Source organism: Corynebacterium sp. 122RC1 (assembly GCF_024580955.1).
GTDB classification, from domain to species: domain Bacteria; phylum Actinomycetota; class Actinomycetes; order Mycobacteriales; family Mycobacteriaceae; genus Corynebacterium; species Corynebacterium kozikiae.
This window is the reverse complement of record NZ_JANIKD010000007.1, coordinates 29,578-46,714: the sequence shown is the minus strand read 5'-3', so window position 1 is coordinate 46,714 and position 17,137 is coordinate 29,578. Positions and strand designations below refer to the sequence as shown.

The 17,137-nt window shown below is 59.0% G+C and carries 19 protein-coding genes; 4 read left to right on the top strand and 15 right to left on the bottom strand.

Translation table 11 applies throughout. The features are described 5' to 3' along the window. The first annotated feature begins 6 nt into the window (after positions 1-6). A complete protein-coding gene (locus NQ050_RS05095; protein ID WP_257038210.1) occupies positions 7-462 on the top strand; it encodes an NUDIX domain-containing protein in 456 nt (151 codons plus the stop codon). On the opposite strand, the gene NQ050_RS05090 is transcribed toward NQ050_RS05095, so the two are convergent. From NQ050_RS05090 to NQ050_RS05070, 5 genes are read right to left on the bottom strand one after another with little or no spacing between them, the layout of a single operon-like run. Further along, on the bottom strand, positions 395-1,291 hold the full coding sequence (locus NQ050_RS05090; RefSeq protein WP_257038209.1) for a hypothetical protein: 897 nt from the start codon (positions 1,289-1,291) through the stop codon (positions 395-397). The genes NQ050_RS05095 and NQ050_RS05090 overlap by 68 nt on opposite strands. Continuing rightward, entirely contained in the window at positions 1,288-2,703 is a 1,416-nt protein-coding gene (gene cls, locus NQ050_RS05085; RefSeq protein ID WP_257038259.1) for a cardiolipin synthase, read from the bottom strand. Before cls ends, NQ050_RS05090 begins: the two co-directional genes overlap by 4 nt. Further along, the gene (locus NQ050_RS05080) at positions 2,687-3,379 is read right to left on the bottom strand and encodes an exodeoxyribonuclease III (protein ID WP_257038208.1); all 693 of its coding nucleotides are present in this window, start codon (positions 3,377-3,379) and stop codon (positions 2,687-2,689) included. The genes cls and NQ050_RS05080 overlap by 17 nt, the downstream gene beginning before the upstream one ends. 10 nt (positions 3,380-3,389) lie before the next feature. After that, on the bottom strand, positions 3,390-4,253 hold the full coding sequence (locus NQ050_RS05075; protein WP_306428499.1) for a GNAT family N-acetyltransferase: 864 nt from the start codon (positions 4,251-4,253) through the stop codon (positions 3,390-3,392). Further along, positions 4,253-4,792, bottom strand: coding sequence for a peptide deformylase (locus NQ050_RS05070; RefSeq protein ID WP_257038206.1), 540 nt, complete (start codon positions 4,790-4,792; stop codon positions 4,253-4,255). The genes NQ050_RS05075 and NQ050_RS05070 overlap by 1 nt, the downstream gene beginning before the upstream one ends. Positions 4,793-4,808: 16 nt before the next feature. Here NQ050_RS05070 and NQ050_RS05065 point away from each other — a divergent pair, with 16 nt between their 5' ends. Genes NQ050_RS05065 through NQ050_RS05055 form a run of 3 tightly spaced genes read left to right on the top strand, consistent with a single transcriptional unit; the run spans position 4,809 to position 6,545 of the window. Beyond that, a complete protein-coding gene (locus NQ050_RS05065; protein WP_257038205.1) occupies positions 4,809-5,024 on the top strand; it encodes a DUF3263 domain-containing protein in 216 nt (71 codons plus the stop codon). Next, positions 5,017-5,451, top strand: coding sequence for a LytR C-terminal domain-containing protein (locus NQ050_RS05060; protein ID WP_257038204.1), 435 nt, complete (start codon positions 5,017-5,019; stop codon positions 5,449-5,451). Before NQ050_RS05065 ends, NQ050_RS05060 begins: the two co-directional genes overlap by 8 nt. Then, positions 5,448-6,545 carry a glutamate--cysteine ligase gene (locus NQ050_RS05055; protein ID WP_257038203.1) on the top strand — a complete coding sequence of 366 codons (1,098 nt, stop codon included), beginning with the start codon at positions 5,448-5,450 and terminating at the stop codon, positions 6,543-6,545. Before NQ050_RS05060 ends, NQ050_RS05055 begins: the two co-directional genes overlap by 4 nt. On the opposite strand, the gene NQ050_RS05050 is transcribed toward NQ050_RS05055, so the two are convergent. The 10 genes from NQ050_RS05050 to NQ050_RS05005 form a co-directional block, all read right to left on the bottom strand. Beyond that, positions 6,538-7,641, bottom strand: coding sequence for an HNH endonuclease signature motif containing protein (locus tag NQ050_RS05050; RefSeq protein ID WP_257038202.1), 1,104 nt, complete (start codon positions 7,639-7,641; stop codon positions 6,538-6,540). The two genes, NQ050_RS05055 and NQ050_RS05050, sit on opposite strands and share 8 nt — an antisense overlap. Positions 7,642-7,738: 97 nt before the next feature. Further along, positions 7,739-8,920, bottom strand: coding sequence for a glycosyltransferase 87 family protein (locus tag NQ050_RS05045; protein ID WP_257038201.1), 1,182 nt, complete (start codon positions 8,918-8,920; stop codon positions 7,739-7,741). Continuing rightward, positions 8,920-9,270: a monovalent cation/H(+) antiporter subunit G gene (locus tag NQ050_RS05040; protein WP_257038200.1), complete on the bottom strand. Its 351-nt coding sequence runs from the start codon at positions 9,268-9,270 to the stop codon at positions 8,920-8,922. Before NQ050_RS05040 ends, NQ050_RS05045 begins: the two co-directional genes overlap by 1 nt. Next, entirely contained in the window at positions 9,267-9,533 is a 267-nt protein-coding gene (locus tag NQ050_RS05035; RefSeq protein ID WP_257038199.1) for a monovalent cation/H+ antiporter complex subunit F, read from the bottom strand. The genes NQ050_RS05040 and NQ050_RS05035 overlap by 4 nt, the downstream gene beginning before the upstream one ends. Then, positions 9,533-9,997 (bottom strand): Na+/H+ antiporter subunit E, encoded by a 465-nt coding sequence (locus NQ050_RS05030; RefSeq protein WP_257038198.1) that lies wholly within the window; start codon positions 9,995-9,997, stop codon positions 9,533-9,535. The genes NQ050_RS05035 and NQ050_RS05030 overlap by 1 nt, the downstream gene beginning before the upstream one ends. After that, a complete protein-coding gene (locus tag NQ050_RS05025; RefSeq protein WP_257038197.1) occupies positions 9,994-11,637 on the bottom strand; it encodes a Na+/H+ antiporter subunit D in 1,644 nt (547 codons plus the stop codon). The genes NQ050_RS05030 and NQ050_RS05025 overlap by 4 nt, the downstream gene beginning before the upstream one ends. Further along, a complete protein-coding gene (locus NQ050_RS05020) occupies positions 11,637-12,119 on the bottom strand; it encodes a Na(+)/H(+) antiporter subunit C (RefSeq protein ID WP_257038196.1) in 483 nt (160 codons plus the stop codon). Before NQ050_RS05020 ends, NQ050_RS05025 begins: the two co-directional genes overlap by 1 nt. Beyond that, the gene (locus NQ050_RS05015; RefSeq protein WP_257038195.1) at positions 12,113-14,941 is read right to left on the bottom strand and encodes a Na+/H+ antiporter subunit A; all 2,829 of its coding nucleotides are present in this window, start codon (positions 14,939-14,941) and stop codon (positions 12,113-12,115) included. Before NQ050_RS05015 ends, NQ050_RS05020 begins: the two co-directional genes overlap by 7 nt. A gap of 33 nt (positions 14,942-14,974) precedes the next feature. Further along, positions 14,975-15,412, bottom strand: a complete 438-nt coding sequence (locus tag NQ050_RS05010; protein WP_257038194.1) for an acetyl-CoA acetyltransferase — start codon at positions 15,410-15,412, stop codon at positions 14,975-14,977. 189 nt (positions 15,413-15,601) lie between these two features. Next, on the bottom strand, positions 15,602-16,990 hold the full coding sequence (locus NQ050_RS05005; protein WP_257038193.1) for a dipeptidase: 1,389 nt from the start codon (positions 16,988-16,990) through the stop codon (positions 15,602-15,604). Positions 16,991-17,137 lie beyond the last annotated feature (147 nt).

The window sequence follows — 17,137 nt, the reverse complement described above, 5'->3', positions numbered from 1 at the left end:
CAATCAATGAATTGGGTAGTTGGTCCAGACGGGAAAAAGCGCTGGGGAAAATACGGTGCAGCAGGCCTACTTTTGGTTGCCGACGGTCACGTGCTCCTGCAGCACCGCGCCGCCTGGACCGCGGATGGCGGTACGTGGGCGCTGCCTGGAGGTGCACTGGAGTTTGGCGAGACCGCCGTTGAAGCTGCCTGCCGTGAGGCCTATGAGGAGGCTCAGGTCCGCGACTTCCGCGTGGTGGGGGAACGGGTGACGGCCGTGCATGGATCGTGGACATACACCACTGTGATTGCTGTGGCTGACCACTTATTGGAAACCGTTGCTAATGAGGAATCTTTGGAGCTCAAGTGGGTAGCGGTGGAGGACGTTGCGAGCTACCCCCTCTTGGAGGCGTTCGCTAAGGCCTGGCCTGAATTACAGCGGCTGGTAGCGCCAACCACACCAGGGCAATCACCAGAAGCGTGACTGGTGGGCTCTTCACCGCGAGCTTGGCCGTCCTGGTTGCCAGCCCCTCAAGCAGCGAGCGGATCGGTGGGAAGAGCAGCACCAACATCACGCCCAGCAGGTTGAACAGCAGGTGAGTGAACGCCACCTGCATGCCTACACCCATGTTCAGCGCCAGCAGCACAGCGCTTAAGGTAGTGGCGATGTTCGCGCCCAGAATGATCGTGAGCCTGTTACTTGCATTCATTGCCGCTGTGGTGATCACGGTAGCGCTGCTGTGCCTCATTACTAACGTGACCAGCACCCCCGCGACCAGCCCAGACGTATCACCCTGAGTGCTAATAGCAAACCTGCGGACCCACCTCATGCCACCAGCAATAAGCGTGATCCCCAAGAGGAGCTTCCACCACTCAAACTCCCCCGCAAGGAGCGGTGGCGCAAAGTCCGTCCTGAGGGAAATCGTGAGCTTTTCCAGCGGGTGAAACAGCAGTTCAATGGGGCCCAGCGTGAGCAGGCCGAGCGCGTTGAACCAGAAATGGAGGCTTGCCACCTCCATCGCGCCCTTGTCCTTGGGGAGAAAATGCGCAGCCACCAAGGGGGTCATTGTGGTGCCAAGGTTAGCGCCCAAAATCCCGGCGACAGCCACCTCCGGGTCAATATTGCTGGTCACCAACAGCATGGACACCACCATCGACGACTGCATCACCGCCGTTGCCAACACACCCAGTGCAAATCCCTCATCTACCTCCGGCAGCGCAAACGAGTGCGTAATGAGGAAGATGCCCATAGCGATTGTAAAGCAGCCCACACCCATCACGGCGAGCTGCCCAAACCTTGTGAGCGCGGTCATTGCAGCGCCGAAGTCAATCGCATCACGTTATCCAAGTAGCGGCGCCCAAAGGAACGCTCATTCCACTCCTCCAACGTGAGCTCAATCGAATTCTCCTTATATCCCTGCGCCAATTCCTCCAACTGTGCAATCACCTTCTTATGCGTGGCCATAAGCGTTACTTCATAGTTCAAACCAAATGAACGCATATCCATATTGGAAGACCCAAGCACCCCAATCTCATCCGCCAGCAAAAACTTGCTGTGCAACACCGCCGGCTTCTTATACCTGTGAATTTTCACCCCCGCCTCCAGCAGCGCCTGATAGTACGACGTCTGCGCATGGTTCACCACAAACTGGTCCGCCTGCTCACTCACCAGCAGCTCCACCTTCACGCCCCTAAAGCATGCCGACGTCACCGCCTCCATCATCGACTCATCCGGAATAAAATACGGACTGCACATCACCAGCCGCTCCTTGGCGTGGTGAATCACTGAGTTAAACATCCGCAGATTCGGCTCCGCGTGATACCCCGGACCCGAAGGCACCAACTGCAACAGGTCCTCGCCGTGGACTTCCGATAGCTCAAACGGCACCGTCTCCCCGCTCTCAAGCAACCAATCCACCGCGAACACCAGGTTCATGGAGGTCACAATCGGCCCAGAGAACTCAAACATCACATCAACCCAATTCCGCCCCTTATTCCCATACGACGGCTCAATCATGTTCTGCGACCCAATAAACCCACGCTTACCATCCACAATCACCATCTTCCGGTGATTACGCAGATCCGGCCTACGGAAACGGCGGCGCCACGGCTTCAGCGGCAACATGAGCTGCCAATCCACCCCAATCTCAGTGAGCCTCCTCCCCAGCTTCAAATAACCCTTGTATTTCCACGAGCCAACCTGGTCAAACAGCAAACGCACCTTCACGCCACGCTTCACCGCCCGAGCCAGCGCTTGGAAGAACACATCGGTTGTGTCATCCCAAGAAACAATATAGATCTCCACATGGACATACTTCGTGGCGCCGTCTACTACCTGCGCCATTCGCTCAATCGACTCTTTGTAATCCGGGTAGTAGCCATGCGTCTCCCCAGACACCGCCGGCATCCCCGTGAGGTTCCTATTGAGCCGAATAATCGAGTCAATCTCCTCACTCATTGCCACGGAGTCCGGCACATCAACACCCAGCTCTTTGATCCGCTGGTTAGCTTCATCCTGAATGCGGTGCCGCCGCCTGTTAATCCACGGCGAACCCATCAGCAAGAACAGCGGCAACCCCACGAACGGGAGCAGCAAAATGGCAAGCAGCCACGCCGTCGATGAGCTTGGCCTGCGGCCTTCCGGTACGAATCCGATCGCGGCAATTTTGATGGTGTAGTCGATAATCAGGCCGATTGCCTGCCATGAGCTAAGGTCCACGGTAATCCACCACTACCGGCGCGTGATCCGAAGACCGCTCCCCATCAATAAATGCTCGCTCAACCTCCAAATTGGAAAGCTGGAAATCGATCAACATCCCCTCGTTGCGTTCATACCGCCCAGCCCGATAGTCCCAAAAACTAAATCCCTCCCAAGGGCTGGCCACCTTCCACTTCTCCAACAACGCGTCAAACGCCTGCCTCTCCGGCTCCGTCACATGCGTCTCACCCGCAAAGGCATTGATGTCCCACACATGCCGATCCAGCGGCGCCACATTGAAATCCCCACCAATCACATCCGCATCGCTGCCCTTCAACGCATATAAAAAGCGCAGCTTGTAGTCATAGTGCGGGTGCGCAATCTCCCTTCCGTTGGGAACATACACACTTTCGACGCGCACACCGCCGCAGGTCGCTGAGATCGCACGCGCCTCAAGGCCATTGAAAGAGGGCTGGTTGGCAAACCCCTGGCGCACATCTTCCAACCCGACCCTCGACGCAATAGCCACCCCATTCCACTGGTTGAGGCCCCAATGCGCCACCTCATACCCCTCAAGTGGCGGGAAATCCTTCGTTTTTGTCTCCTGCATCAGTAGAACGTCAATGTCCAGGCGATCCAAAAGGTCAATAACACGGTCCTTCCTTGCCCGAATTGAATTGACGTTCCAGTTCACAATGCGCATGAGTTGCAGTCTAGCGTGTGTACCGATGCCGATGGTGTTCCACAAACCCTAGCTTGTGGTACAGCCCTATTCCCGCCACATTATCGGCGATCACCTGCAAATAGGCAGTGTGCGCTCCCTTCTGCCTGGCCCAGCGCAACATCTCCACACCCAGTGCGGTCCCCAGTCCTTGCCGCCGATACTTTTCCGCCACCTCAACTGCCGAATAACCCAAATACCCATCGGTGATCGTTCCCCTCGTCACCGCCACCGTCTGCCCATCCCTCACCAGACGCCCAAATCCCATCTCCCCATCAATCGGGCGCAACTCCAACGCGTCAGCGGGAAGCGGTTGCCCACGGAAATGGTACAAATCCAACCACTGCTGATCAGGCTTCTCCAGCAGTTCAAATCCCTCCGCCTGCTCCGGCAAATTCTCCAGATTGCGGGTCATCACAATGATCTCCGGGCCCATCGGCACATTCGGGTTTGGCGCAATCCGCTCCGGAATCAACAACGTGGTGGGCAGATTGTGCCGACGATAAAACTCATTAATCTCATCCCACGGAATCGGCACAAACCGAGCACTCGGCCCCAGCGGCGCCGCCGAATTCGACCGCTCCGCAATCCCATCCCCGGCCCGCATCAACCACTGGCCGTCGCTAGTCCATTCCTGATGCGCTCCCGGAAACGCCTTCGCTGTAGCCTGCTCAATCGCCCTGATATCCCTGTTCATCACGGTTTTCGGCGAAAGTTTTTTCATCACCTGATACTTAGGGATCACGATGTCACCGTTCAGCGTGAGCGGATCCAAGCTAGTGACCACACCAATCACCTCCGTATCACTACGGACCACCACGCGATCACCCACTCGGACCGGCTCTTTCCTAAACATCAGTCCCACCCAAACGGATCCGGGTCAACCCCAGGCATCCACGTCTTGCCCCAAGTGTGGTTCCTCAGCACCCGCTTGGCCTGCCGCTTGAACTTGCCCACCAGCACATCCGTGTACACATACCCGTCTAGGTGCCCCACCTCATGCTGGAAGCAGCGCGCAAGGAAGCCAGTCGCCTCCAGCTCAATGGGGGCGCCGTGCTCGTCGTAACCGCGTAACGTCACCCTGTGGGCGCGCCACGTTGGCCATGCCTCGCCGGGCACCGACAGACAGCCTTCCTCTTCCTCTTCCTGCTCCTCAGACACTTCCAGCGTTGGATTCACCACGCAGCCGCGATGCATCACGCCGTCATCATCCGGGCAGTTATACACAAACACCCGCTTGTTCACCCCAACCTGGTTGGCGGCCAAGCCCACGCCGTTGGCGGCGTCCATGGTTTCATACATGTCTGCAATCAGTTCAGAAATATCCTCCGTCACGGGCTCCGTGGGGGTATGCAGCACTGGGTCACCATAGATGACGATTGGGCGAATAGTCATGGCTTACAGTGTAGGCATGGATAGCGATAAACTGCTGGACCTCCTGGCCTTCGAGGAACAAACGCACCGGAACAAGGAAGAGGCTATCCGCGAGCGCTTTGGCGTTTCACCCGTCCGCTACTACCAAGCGCTCAACATCGCCATCGACGTTCCCCACGTCATGGCTGCCTATCCCTTGCTCACGGCACGCTTGCGCCGGCTTCGAGACGCTAGAATGAACAAACGTGACTGAAAAAACCCTTCCCTTGCGCGGCATGGCCATGATCCTCATCGCCGTTGCAGTCCTTCTGGCGCTCTGGGGCTTGTTCCAAATGCGGACTCCCCAAGAGGAAGTTGTGGCGCAAGAAACTACCACCACCACAACAACTACAGCGGTAGCTCCTCCTGCCGAAACACCACCGCCACCGCCAGGGGTGAAGGTTTTGAACAACTCCACGATCCAGGGCCTTGCGGCTTCTGCCGGTGAGCGCGTTTCCGGAATGGGTTGGGAAGTTACGGAGACCGGCAATTACTCGGATGAGATCCTTGCCCAAAACACCGTTTTCTTCGCACCCGGCAATGAGGAAGCAGCCCAGCGCCTTGCTGAACAAACTGGCTCGGTAACCGTTCCACGTGAAGGCGACCCACTGGTGCTTGTCCTTGTTCAGGACTTGCCATGATTTTTCACCCTTCCCCGGCGCCTACCCTCGGAGTGGAGTGGGAGGTCGCGCTCATTGATCCGGTGACACGAGACTTGGTGCCCCGCGCGGCCGATGTAGTGGCGTATGTGGAGCAGCACTACCCGGAAGTTCACCTCGAGCGTGAGTTCTTGGCGAACACCGTAGAGCTGGTCACCGGTGTGCACAACACTGCAGGCGAGGCCGTTGCGGAACTTTCTACCGCAGTCAAGGCCGTCAAAGAAGCTGCCAGTGAGCTGGAGATTGCGGTTTGGGCCTCGGGCTCGCACCCATTCGCTGACTTCAGAGAACAGCCCCTGAGCGAGAAGGGGCATTACAACGAGATCATCGCGCGCACCCAGTACTGGGGAAACCAAATGCTGATCTGGGGTATCCATGTCCATGTGGGTATCTCCGACAAGCAGCGGGTTTGGCCCATCATCAATGCCGTGAACACCATGTACCCGCACATCCTGGCGCTGACGGCGTCTTCGCCTGCCTGGGAGGGTATGGACACCGGGTATGCCAGCAACCGCACCATGCTTTACCAACAACTTCCTACTGCAGGACTGCCGTACCAATTCCAAACGTGGGAGGAATTTGAAGCGTACATGGTGGACCAGGACCGCAGTGGCGTGATCAACCATGTGGGCCAGATGCACTTCGATATCCGCCCAGCCGGAAAGTGGGGCACGATTGAAGTCCGAATCGCGGACTCCACCTCTGATCTTGGGGCGCTGGCCGCGTCGGTAGCTTTGACTCATTGCCTTGTTGTGTACTTTGACCGGCTGTATTCCGCCGGGAAGCCGTTGCCCACTCTGCAGGATTGGCACCTGCGGGAGAACAAGTGGCGCGGTGCTCGCTATGGTTTGGATGCGATTGTGATTACCAGCCGCGAAACCGACGAGCGCCTGGTCACTGATGACCTGCGCGATTGGGTTGCCCGGTTGGAGCCGATCGCGCGGGAACTTGGTTGTGTGCAAGAGTTGCATGGAGTCCTCCGTATCATTGATGAAGGGGCTTCTTACCAGCGTCAACGTGCAAGTTTTGCAAGCTCTGGGGATTGGGTCCAGGCCGTGGATATGGAGATTATTTAAAGAATTGCGCCTCCATGTTTCGTAGGGTGTAGGTCTTCTTCCGCAGGATTGGGGCTAGAGGACCTTCGGGGTGAGTGTGGATCGTGGAGCCGTCGGGCATGACCCACTTCACCGCGAAGGAGTCTGGATCAATGCTCGCGGAAACGATGCGGCGGGTTTTCATGATGTGATGCTCGCGGCACAGCGATTGGGCGTTATGGATGCTGGTCGCACCGCCTTGGTTGAAGGGGACCACGTGGTCAATGTCTGCGTTGCGCGCGGAGCGGCCGCAGCCGGGGAAGCGGCAGGTGCCATCGCGGCCCCGGATTTCTGCCTTTTGTTGAGGCGAGAAGTGGTAGGTGCTGCGGGCTGTTTTGCATGGACCCTGTACCGTGGCGTCCTTCAGCAAGGATGCGATTTCCTCTTCCCAGAAGTGTGAATCTTCCGTGGATACCGTGCCATCGCCCTTGTAAAGGTGCAGGTTGACGTTCATTTTCACCTTTGCGTCCAGGAGGTGGCGGAACGCGGTAGGGGCATCGCAATGCTTGCGCTTCTGGATCAATTCGATTGTGCGCTGGAAGAGCAGCATTGTGTCGTGTTTGAGCCGCATGTTGCAGGTGCTGAGCGGGCGCGAATCTTCAATTTTGATGTTGAGGGATTCCTCCTTCTCCTCCTTCATTGGCATCAGTCGCTTGCGTATGGCCTGAGCTCGGGTTTTAAGCGTTCTGGCTGTTGGTAAATCTTGCATTGGTGAGCGCGGAATTAGCGCTTTGAGAATGCGTTCGTCGAACTCTGCCCAAAACTCCTTGGATAAGCCCCGCATGCAATCGATAATCCCGCGGATCCGGTCAATATCCATGATCCAAGTGGCCTCCACAAAAGCGCGCAGTTTTGGCAGGTTGCGGAGCTCGTAGATGGCAAACAGTGCATTGCGCACGTTGTATGGAGATTGCCCCGTGCGCGTTGCAATTGTGACTGCTAACGCAGGGAGATCTACATCATCTGCCCCCTCCAAATGTGCTGCGTAGAGCTCGTAGGTGACCTTGTTTACGGTTCGTTGTGCGATTGCTATTTGGTCATCAGAAGCGCTGACCGCGTAGAAAGGTTCAAGCGTCATTATTCCCCCTTATTCGAACATTTGACCTAAGTGTAAGTTGGCCAACGCTATTTGGCAAGGGGTTCCAGAAAATCGCAGGTGGGAAAAGTTTGTGTAACTAGAGTGGCTGATGAGACTTACGTTTTTTCACTTGCGTCACACAAACTTTTCCTACGGCATACCCGAGCATCCATAGGAAACCAGCGCCGATGAATCGAAGGTTGAGGAGGTTGCTAGGATCGTCGGCGTAGTTCCAATACACCATGCTTCGCCACGCGACGGCGGAGGAGTAGGGGGAAAGGAAAAGGATGAGAGCTGCAAAAATGCCAACACTGGAAAGGTGTTTTAGTGGCCAAGGAAGATTTGCGCGGAGGTTGTCCAGGCGAACTATGAGCCACACGCCAATCGGAATCACCCACACCCAGTGGTGGAACCAGGAGAATGGTGAGATGAGGCAGGCGGTAATTCCGGCGAACCCCATCGCGAGCACCATGTTGCCGCTGAGATGGATTGCCCATACGGCAACTGCAAGTGTGATAAGTACACAGACCAGCCAAATTGCCGTGCTATTGACGTCGAAGGTACGTTCGAGTAGGCTCCGAATCGATTGGGCACCAGGATTTGAATGTTCGCCAACACGAGAGGAGTTAAAAATGGCGTAGGTCCAAAATCTATGTGCATCGGGGACAGTCAGATAGCCGATCGCTACAGTAGCCAGGAACGTACCAAAGCTCACCGCTGCGGCAGTCCAACGGCGCTTAATCAGGAATACAATGCCAAAAAACGCGGGGGTGAGTTTCAGCCCGGCTGCCAGGCCCACGCCAATTCCGGCAAAGCGATTCTTGGGGAGGAAATCCAGGGCAACTAAGGCCATGAGGATGAGGTTGATCTGGCCGTAGTGGAAGCTGCCATGCACGGGGTCAAGCGCGAGCGCGCCAACAGCAAGAGTGACGCCAAGCGCAGCGACGGTGGGCGTGATGCGTTTGCCGAGGTGCTGGAAGCACAGCAGAATCACGGCGACCAAACTCATGAAGTTAAGGCCTTGCCAGAACACCGTGACGATCCCGTCTGACATCGGCGCGAGCTGCGCAAAAAGGGTGCCGGCAAAGGGTGGATAGGTAAAGGGAAGGCCTGGGACAAAGTCACCGTCGTAGAGGTTGCCGCCGTCTGCGAGCTGCCGTCCAGCCAGGACGTACACAGCAAGGTCCGGCGGGAGCCATTGCGTGATGCTGTCTTTGATCGGGAGGGTTGATTCGCGCAGCAGCACCCAAAACGCAAAGAGACTAGAAATGAGTAGCACTATTTCCTCCTTCGGGCGGCAGGTTCATCGTTGCGGGAAAGTTCCCCATACAGGCCTTCACGACGCGCCAAGCGCCCCAGTCGCTGGGCCGTCACAGGGCTTGTCACTAGAGCAAAGAGAATGAGGAGGACAAGAATGCCGAGGTCACCACGCTCGGCAACGGAGAAACTTTCGCTGCCGATCACGCGAATGCCAGCGCCACCTACGGTGAGCACAAGCCCTAAGGTTTGAGGCTTGGTGATTACGTGGATACGGGAAAGGGTATCGGGGAAACGGTTCAGTCCAATGGCTGCAGCAAGCACGAGGACTGCGCCGATGGAAAGCATGATGAGGGAGATGATGTCGGTCATCGGGCACCGTCCTTCTTGCGGAAGCGGGAAATCGCAATGGTGGAGATGAAACCAAGCAGAGCGATCACCAGCATGGCGTTTGCCACGGTGGTGTCGAGCGACCAACAAATGTAGGTGGCAAAGGCACATTGCAGCATTGCTGTGGTGGCGTCGAGCCCAAGGAGTCGGTCCATTGAGTTGGGGCCCACGATGATGCGGTAGGTGGTGAGGATAAACGCCACGCTGAAAATGCAGGCGATGATCGTTAGTGCAATCTCATACATTATTCAAAAGTCCTGATCAGGCGGCGTTCAAATTCGGCAATTTCCGCGAAAGCTTTATCAATCTTGCTGTGAGAGGAGGCATCCAACAAATGAACAGTCCACGTGCGGTTTGCAAGGTCAATGTCAGTCACGGTTCCACCGGGCTGAAGGTTGTAGAGCGAGGTTGCGATGGTAAATACGAATTCGCTTTCCACGCGCATCGGAACCTTAATGATGGCGGAATGCGGGGTCCGCCACAGCGCCAACCAGCCAACCTGAATGGAGGCCACAACGAGCTGCCACGCCCATTCCGCAATCAAGATGATGAGGGAGCCCACGTGGATGCGGAGCTGCCCGATGGGAAGCTTTGGCAAGGGGAGAACGTAGTGGACAAACACGCCCACCAGCAGGCCGGCTACTACGTTGCCGATGGTGAGCTCGCCCATGAGCATCACCCATAAGACGATGGTCCAAAGGATTTTCATTGGATTCCCTCCGTCTGGCGCTGGTCGATGGTGTCCGAGCCGTCGTCAAGGCGTTCTTGTTCTAGGGTACGGCCGGGTTCTTGGTTGCCAAGAACAGCGGTTCGGTAGATCGAGATGTCTTGGGCTGTGGCCGCGGCTCGGCTGGTGATGCCGGAAACTGGCCCGGCAACCACCGACACACCAAGGGAGGCGATCACCAGGGCCGCAGTGGCCGCGACCATGCCTGTTGGAGCCTTGCCGACGTCGTCACGCTCTTCAAGCTTGACCTCATCGGTGACTTCATAGAGCACACTGGGGCGTGCCATGGCGGTGGACTCGGGGGCGTCTTTTCGGTCGCGCCAGAAGGCTTTGGCCCAGACCATGACCATTGTGTACAGCGTCAGGAGGGAGGTGATGATCGCGCCGGCGACCATGATCCACGGCATTGCCCCACCCTTGGCGGCGGCGGCTTCTACAAGGATGACCTTGCCCAGGAAGCCGGAGAAAGGCGGGATTCCGCCCAGGTTGAGTGCGGGAATGATGTAGAGCAGGCCGAGGATGGGGAAGCTGCGTGCCAGGGAGCCGAGGCGGCGCAGCGAGGAGCTACCGGCTTGGCGTTCAATGAGGCCAACCACCAGGAAGAGGGCAGTTTGCACCAGGATGTGGTGAACGGCGTAGAAGATCGCGCCGGAAAGCCCCTGCTCGGTGCCAAGGGAGACGCCGAGGATCATGTAGCCGATATGGCTCACGAGAGTAAAGGAAAGGAGACGTTTGATGTCGTTTTGGGCCATTGCGCCAAGGATGCCTACCAGCATCGTGCTGAGGGCCACCCACATGAGGAGGGTGTCCAGGGCGCCGTCGGTGAACACAACGGAGCGCATGCGGATGATGGAGTACACACCAACTTTGGTGAGCAAACCGGCGAACACGGCGGTGACCAGGGAGGGGGCGGTGGGGTAGGAGTCTGGGAGCCAACTGTCCAGAGGGAAGACGGCGGCTTTGATGCCGAATGCGATGAGGAGGACAGCGAAGATTGCGGTGTGGATGCCGGATTGCCCCATGCGTTCGGAGATCTGCGCCAAGTTCAGCGTGCCCACGGCGGCGTACACCAGTGCGATGCCGATCAGGAACACAACTGAGGAGGCCATGGACACCATCACATAACCAACACCGGCGCGCACACGGGCAGCGGAGGCGGAAAGTGTGAGGAGAACATAGGACGCAACGAGGAAAACCTCGAAGCCCACATACAAGTTGAAGAGGTCCCCGGCCAGGAAGGAAAGGTTTACGCCCATGGAAAGCAGCAGGTAGGAAGGCAGGAAGACGGCCACGGGTTCGTCTTTGGAGCCGTCGCGCACACCTTGGCCGATGGCGTACCAGAACACGCAGAACAGCACCATCGCGGAAACCAGAAGCATCAGTGTGGAGAGCCGGTCCGCCACCAGTGTGATGCCAATCGGGCCGTCCCAGCCGCCGATCTGGATGGTTTGGATGCCTTCCTGGTCCACGTAGTACACCATGTAGGCAGAAAGGACGATCATGAAAAACAGCGTGCCAAGTGCCACCCAACGCTGAGTTCTTGGGTAGCGAGCGAACGCCAGCGACAACGCCGCGGCGATCGCAGGCGCAATGATCGGAAGGGGAAGTAGGAGGGTAAACATCAATCCTCGCTCACTGGGGCTTCGAATGACTTTGGGCCGAAGGAGTCGCCGCGGTCTGTGAGCCGGCCGGTGGTGGGGTCGTCGGAGGCGTCGTGGTCTGGGGCTGCGGAGGCGACAGGTGGGCGCGCTGCGACTGCTGCATCCTCGGTGTCGTCTTCGATGATGTCCTCGGTGCGGTATCGGTATGCGCGGTAGGCGAGAGCCAGGATGAAGCCAGTCAAGGCCATGGAGATAACGATTGCGGTGAGGATCATGCCTTGAGCAAGGGGGTCCGCAACTTGTTCGCCGTAGATTTCGGAGTCGCGGTACTTGATTGGTGGGCTGCCTGGGGAACCACCGGCCATGAGGAGGATGAGGTTCACGCCGTTTCCGAGCAGGAGCAAGCCCATCATCATTTTGGTCATTGCGCGGTCAAGGACAAGGTACACGCCGGCGGAAATGAGTACGCCGGCCATGAGAAGGAGGGAGAAGTTCACTACCATTGCTTCACCTTCTGACGCATCTTGCGGGCACGGTCGCGGGCGCGTTGCTTACGCATCTCCTCGTCCTTGTCCAACTGGCCGCCGAGGGAGTGGAGGATGGACAGCACAAGGCCCACCACGATGAGGTACACGCCGAGGTCAAAGAGCAGGGCGCTGGCAATGTGGACGTCGCCGATCTCCCACACGAAGGAGGTCAGCGGCGGGTAGCCCAGCAGCATCGGCCATACGGCGGCGGCTGCCGAAGCGAGTAGGCCAAGGCCGAGCAGTTTCGACGGGTCCACGGGCAGTGCCTCCTCCAGTTCGTCGGGACCCCCAGCGAGGTAGCGCAGGGTGAGGGCCAGTGCTGCGACGAGACCTCCGGCGAAGCCGCCACCAGGGGCGTTGTGGCCTGCGAAGAAGAAGTAGATGGAGAGCACGATCATGGTGGGGAACAGCATGCGGGTGACAACGTCCACCATGATGGAGCGGTTGCGCATCTTTTCGGAGTCGTTGCGTGCGGCCAGCCAGCGGCGCCCGGAGGTGACGGTGGGGCGTCGGGAGGCGCGGTGGAAGTCGCGGGTGCGGAAGACCAAGGAGGCGATTCCGATGGCGGCGATGATGAGGACGGTGATCTCACCGAAGGTGTCCCAGGCGCGGATGTCTACCAGCAGGACGTTGACGGCGTTGGCGCCGTGGCCGATTTCGTAGGCGAGGTCGGGGATCTTCACTGCGATGGGTTCCGTGGTGCGGGCGTTGATGGCGAACACGGTGAGGATCATCACGGAGAGGCCAACGGCGATGGAGAGCCAGGCGCGGAAGCGGTTGGATTTGGGGTCTTGCTTCCATTGGGTTTCGGCGGGGAAACGGCGCATGACCAGCATGAAGACCACAACGGTGGCGGTGTCCACGAGGAGTTGGGTGAGCGCCAGGTCCGGTGCGCCTTGAAGGGCAAAGATCATTGCCATGGCGTAGCCGGTGATGCCCACGAGGATGAGGGCGGACAGGCGGTTAGCTTGCACCGTGGCGGCAATCGCAACGGCGATTGCAACGAACGCCACAACTGCTTGGGTGGGATTGTCCCAGAGTTGCATGCGGACGTCGTTACGCTCCCCGAGCAGGAGCGTGACCAGCGGGAGAACGGTGAGCACCGCAAAGATGATGCCGAGGTTGATCACCAGGGAGCCGCGTTGGGTGGAGGCGGTGAGACGGAGGGAGAGGGCGCGGAGGAAGTCGAGGACGGAGTCGTAGGCCACGTCTGCGTCGCCGAGCGCCGGGGTGCCGTTGTGGAGCTTGGCAATTTGGGTGCGCTGCCAATGCATGATGCTACCTGCGACGATGATCACTGCGGAGAGGAGCAACGGAATGGTGAAGCCGTGCCATAGTTCCAGGTGGGCACCTTCCACATGGGTGGTGATGAGGAAGTCCAGGCCAGCAGGCGCAATGCCAAAAACCACGGTGAGCAAGGCAAGAACTGCAGGTGGGAAGTATTGCAGGGCGGTGATTTTGTGCATCCCGTCAACGGCTTCACTGGGCTCTTTGCCGCCGAAGGCGTAGAGGAAACGCAGGGTGTAGGCCATGGTGAGCACGGAGCCCAGCACAAGTCCCACCAGCAGCATTTGCCCCGGCAGGCCCACCAAAAGTTCTTCGTGCAGTACAGCGTCTAGAGCTGTTTCCTTTGCCACAAAGCCGAACAGCGGCGGGATGCCGGCCATGGAGGCACCAGCGATCAGGGCGAGCACGAACAGCAGCGGCTCCTTGCGCCCCAGGCCAGAAAGTTTGCGCAGGTCGCGGGTGCCGGAGGCGTGGTCGATGAGGCCCACGACCATGAACAGGCACGCCTTGAATAGTGAGTGGGCGAATGTGAGCGCAAGACCGGCCAGCATGGCGTCACGTGAGCCGATTCCCACGAGCGTCATGATGAAGCCCAATTGGCTTACGGTGCCGTATGCGAGGACCAGCTTGAGGTCGTTTTGGCGCAGTGACATCCACCCCGCCATCAGCATCGTCACCACACCTAGCGGCAAGATGACTAGGTGCCATGCGGGGGCAAAGTTGAAGTCGGGGGAGAGGCGGGCCACCAGGTAGATTCCGGCCTTCACCATCGCCGCGGAGTGCAGGTAGGCGGAAACTGGGGTGGGGGCAGCCATCGCACCAGGCAGCCAGAAGTGTGCGGGGGCGATGGCGGATTTGGAGAGTGCGCCGGCGAGGATGAGCACCATCGCGGCGGAGATGTACGGTACGCCTTCTAACTGGGCATTTGGAATGTCGGAAAGCTGCCACACGCCGGTTTGGGTGCCGAGGAGAACGATGCCCACTAGCATCACTAGGCCGCCAAGAGCGGTAATCATGAGCGCTTGTGTGGCGCTGCGGCGGGAGGAGGCGCGCTCGCCGTAGTAGCCCACCAGCATGAAGGAAAGCACGGAGGTGATTTCCCAGAAAACGTACATGAGCAGGAAGTTGTCGCTGATAACGAGGCCGTACATGGCAAATGCAAAGCCCACCATCTGCCCGGCGAAAAAGCGCAGGCGGCGCGGAGCTGAATCAAAGTAGCCCCAGCAATACAGCAGGACAAGCGTGCCGACGCCCAAAATGATCACACTAAACAGGGCTGCTAGGGAGTCCAGGCGCAGGGTGAGGTTGAGATGCGCCTGGGGCATCCATCCATAATGGGCGGTGAGGGCGCCTCCGTCTGCAAACGTCCCCCGCGCAAACTCACGCAGGATCCAAAGTAATCCGCCGAGCGGGACAAGGGAGAGTAGGCCAAAGGCGGGGCGGCCAAGAATTTTCACGAGCACGGGTGCCGCGATTGAGGCAGCAGCGAGCAGCAGCAGCAAAAGCACCAAGTTCTTCCTTACTCATTTCGGGACACACCTAGCCTACCTGAGTCGTTCACCGGCGGCGCTGAGGGCTGCGGCCACAGACTGCGCATTGCTGCCACCAAAACCAATGGCCCATTTCTTGGTGTTGTTGTGGCAGGCGTAGATGAACGTCACGGTTGCCTCAAAGATTTCGCACTGGTGGAACTTGAGGATCTCTACGCGCCGGCCGGCATCGGCAAGCAAGTGAGTGCAGGCGGAGACTGGGCCGGAGGCGATGATGGTGTGCTCAACGCCGGAAACGGTTGCGTGGTAGGCGTTGTGGAAGCCGGGGAGCTTTTGTTCTGAGTGGATTTGGACGCGCACGCTGGCGGCTGGCGCATAGGTTGCCATGAAGGTGCGCCATTGCATGCCAGCGGCTTCTTCCGCCAAACCTTTGGGGAGGTTGCGGCCAAAGCGGGCAAAGAAGGGGTCTGTGATGGCAATCAGAGCTTGCATTGAAGTGGTCCTTAGTTAGTGGTGGAGCCGACTCCGTGTTGCTGGGGTGTTACCGACTACTTCCCGGTACGTGGGGAGCCGGTTCCCACCGCCGAGTACGTAGCCCAAGGCACTCGGGCTACTGGTACGGCGCTAAGGTTCATCACAAAAGCAAACAGTAATCCCCGTCACATCAGGGTGCAAGCTGTGTCACACTTTTGGGGGTGTCCCGTATTGCAGCAGGAAGGCGGCCTCGGCCACGGCGATGTCCCGGATCTCGTTTGGATCCACGGACTCATTGGGGGAGTGGATCACGGCCAGTGGGTCCTCCACGCCAAAGAGCACAAGTTCCGCTTGGGGCGCAACCTCGAGCAACTCGGCGCACAGTGGAATGGAGCCGCCGGAACCCTGCTTCACGGTTTCTTGTTTGCCGTAGGCTGCGGCCAGGCAGGAATCAAACAGCGCAACGCCTGGGCCGTCTAGCTTCGAGGCAAAGGGGGCGTTTACGTCTTCAATATCAACGGTGAGCTGAACATTCCATGGGGCGTGAGTGCGCAGGTGCTCGGCCAACTTGGCGGCCACCTCACCGGCATCCATTCCGGCTGGTACGCGTAGGTTGAGGCGGGCGGTGGCGGTTGGTGGCACGGCGTTCACGGCCTGCTCAACGGGGGTGGAGGTGAAGCCGGTGATGCTGATGGCTGGGCGCGCCCACACCATGTCTGCCGGATCGTCCTCATCGGTGCCCATAATGTCCACGCCATCACGGATGCCGGCGTCTTGGCGGAACATCTCCCGCGGGTAGCTCACGCCTGGCCATTTGGCCATGGTGGACACGCCGTCAATTTGGGTGCGGCCGTGCTCGTCGCGCAGGGAGTCGAGGATACGAACCAGCGCGGCTACGGCGTCAGGAGCGGCGCCGCCGAAAGAGCCCGAGTGGACGGCCGCGTGCAGCGTGTCCACAGTGACGCTGAGCTGAGCGCCGCCCCGTAGCGACGTTGTCAGCGTCGGCACGCCCACCTGCTGATTGCCAGAGTCTGCGATCAGGATCATGTCTGCCTGGAAGAGCTCGGGCTGGGCCTTGATGAGCGCGGAAAGCTCCGCGCCGCCCTGCTCCTCCGAACCTTCGACCAGGAATTTGATACCGACGCCCGTGCCGCCGAGCTCAGCGACGGTGCGGAGGGCGGCGAGGTGCATCACGAGGTTGCCCTTGCAGTCTGCGGCGCCGCGGGCGTACCAGCGGCCCTCGCGCTCAGTGAGCTCATTCGCGGGCGTGATCCAGGCGGCGGGGTCGCCAGCGGGAACCACGTCGTAGTGGGAGTACAACAGCACCGTTGGCTGGCCCGGATCGGCAGCCTTGGTGCCAATGAACGTTGGCGTGTTGGTGCCGATGATCGAGGGCAGCTCTGTGACCTCAAGGCCAACCGAGGCCAGCGCCTGCTTCACCCAGGCGGCGGCGTGTGCGTGATCCGCGGCGTCTTGCTCAGTGGAATGCACTGAGTGGAAGGAGGTGATTTCCGCGAGGTCGGTGAAAATCTGGCTGCGTTGCGCCTCAACGAGGGGCCGGATGCGTGAAACGGAATCAGATATAACAGTATCCATGCCTTCCCAGCGTACTCCTGTGCCTTGCACTCGCCACCCCTGACTGCTAAAACGGGATTAGCACTTGCATAGATGGAGTGCCAGAAGTGGGTGAGGGTAGGACCACACTCAGCCTTCCCGTGCCGTCGCGGGCGCCTACTTGGAACA